Source organism: Sphingomonas echinoides ATCC 14820 (genome assembly GCF_000241465.1).
GTDB classification, from domain to species: domain Bacteria; phylum Pseudomonadota; class Alphaproteobacteria; order Sphingomonadales; family Sphingomonadaceae; genus Sphingomonas; species Sphingomonas echinoides.
In genome coordinates this window covers 1-2,088 of record NZ_JH584236.1, presented here as the reverse complement: position 1 = coordinate 2,088, position 2,088 = coordinate 1, and the positions used below count along the sequence as shown (strand labels likewise).

General features: G+C 61.5%; 2 protein-coding genes and 1 pseudogene. 1 reads left to right on the top strand and 2 read right to left on the bottom strand.

Annotation, left to right across the window (positions count from 1 at the left end; genetic code table 11):
* Together ON00_RS20955 and ON00_RS18500 are read right to left on the bottom strand one after the other, a co-directional pair.
* Positions 1 to 507 (bottom strand): annotated as a pseudogene (locus tag ON00_RS20955) (recombinase family protein); the annotation flags it as partial.
* Positions 508 to 590: 83 nt separating this feature from the next.
* Entirely contained in the window at positions 591 to 1,157 is a 567-nt protein-coding gene (locus ON00_RS18500) for a TetR/AcrR family transcriptional regulator (protein ID WP_010408721.1), read from the bottom strand.
* A gap of 531 nt (positions 1,158 to 1,688) precedes the next feature.
* On the opposite strand from ON00_RS18500, the gene ON00_RS18495 reads away from it, so the two are divergent.
* A partial coding sequence (locus ON00_RS18495) for a TetR/AcrR family transcriptional regulator (RefSeq protein WP_040602340.1) occupies positions 1,689 to 2,088 on the top strand: 400 nt, incomplete at its 3' end.

Here is a 2,088-nt window from a genome sequence, read left to right as displayed (position 1 = left end):
GAGGACGCGCTTTCCGTAATCTCTGAGTTCACCCTTGGGACCGACATAGCGGTAGAGAGTGACGCGCTCGATCCCGAGTTCCTTGCATAGATCGGAGACGGACGTGTCGCGCTGGGCCATGGCGGCCTGGGCGAGGCGCACCTGAGCTTTGGAAAGGGCAAACTTGCGGCCGCCCTTACGGCCCCGCGCGCGGGCGGCGGCCAGGCCAGCCATGGTGCGCTCGCGGATCATATCCCGCTCGAACTCCGCCAGCGTGGCGAAAATGCCGAATACCATACGGCCCGATGGCGTCGTGGTGTCGATCTGCGCGCCCTTGCCGGTCAGCACCCTCAGACCGATGCCTCGATCCGACAGGTTCTGCACCGTGCTGACCAGATGCGCGAGCGTTCGGCCGAGCCGATCGAGCTTCCAGACAATCAGGACGTCGCCGTCGCGCAACGATTTGAGGCAGGCGGCAAGACCGGGTCGATCATCACGGCTACCGGATGCACGATCATCATAGATATTGGCCGCCGATCGCGGTTATCACCACTGCTCGCATGTCTTTCTCCTATCTTGAATGATCGTTCAGTAATTGGTCAAAAAAGGGGTCAGCGCAGGGCGCGCATGACCATCTCCTGCAGGGCGGCCAGGGTCGATCGGTCGGCGCCGCCACGCCCGGCGACGCGGATCCCGGCGATATTGGCGATCAGGAATTGCGCGAGAGCCTCGGGATCGAGGCTCGCCGCAACATCGCCCTCACGCTGCGCGTCGCGCATGCGGGCGACGATGGCCATGTGCAATGTCCTGCCCAGTGCTGCATGGATATCGACAAGGTCCGGCCGCGATGCGCCGAACTCGCAGGTCGAGCCGACGCCGAGACAGGGCGTGGCTGCTGTCTCCACGACGCGCCGCAGCATGGCCCCGATCCCGTCAATGGCGCGCGCGCCGCTGCGAAGCGCCTCGAAATGCGCCGCGCATTCGCCCATGCCGTAGCGCCGCACCGCCGCGCAATAGAGCTGCCACTTGTCGCCGAAGGCCGCGTAGAGGCTCTGCCGCCCAATGCCCATGGCGTCCACGAGCATCTGCGCCGAACTGCCCTCATATCCATGCTCGCTGAACACGGTGATCGCACCGTCCAGGGCAGCATCCGTGTCGAATTCCCGAGGTCTTGCCATAGGTCATGTATAGCGATTCGGGAACGATCGTTCAAGTATGGATACTCGGTTTCCGTGCGACACCCTCAGCAGGAAGCAGCGACCGTGGCGCCTCCCGAGACGGACGAGAGTCGGCTAGTTTCGCTGGGCTTGGGTTCGCCCGGTCGCCGCGAGGATGAACGGATAGCCCGATGACCTCGGCCGCTGCGTTACCTCTTCGAGCGAGGCGAAGCTCGGGGCGTGCGGGCTTCAGCTTCCGCAGCCTCTCCACTCTGTTCCATATTCTTGAGATCGCGCTCAATGCGGAGCCGCGAGGCGCTGCAGTTCGGTTATGAACTCGTCGCCCCGGCGGCCCGGTTGTGATGGGAGCGAGCACTGCATGGTAAAGGTGTCTGATCGACGCCAGGCGTCGCGATCACTCACCAGCGGGACTGCCGTATTTTCAGAGGCGCTTCGCCCATCCTCTGCTGATCGTTCGATTTTTCGGCCGAACAGGCATTGTGCAAGTGCAACCCATAATATATGTTCAATTGAACATATCATGGAGTCTACATGCCGACAGAGGTCGCCATTCATCCTCTCCCGTCGCCCCGAGGCCGCAGGCAGAAGGATATGGTTGGTGGCAGACAGGAATTGCTGGCGGCTGCCATCTGCGCATTTTCGCATGACGGGTTCGAGCGCGCAGATCTGAGAGGAATCGCATCGGCCGCTGGCGTCAGTCAAAACCTCATCCGCGTGCATTTCGGAAGCAAAGCTCAACTCTGGAAAGCCTGCCTGGAAGCGATAACACAGAGCACGACCGGAATAATCGCGGAAATTTCCAAGATTGCCTCAGACGGTAGCCGTTCGGTTCATGACCGACTTTGCGACGCGATTACGCGCATAATCTATTTTTATTCGGACCATCCCTATGTGAGGGATTTTGTCGTTCGGCACGCAGCGGATAGGTCTG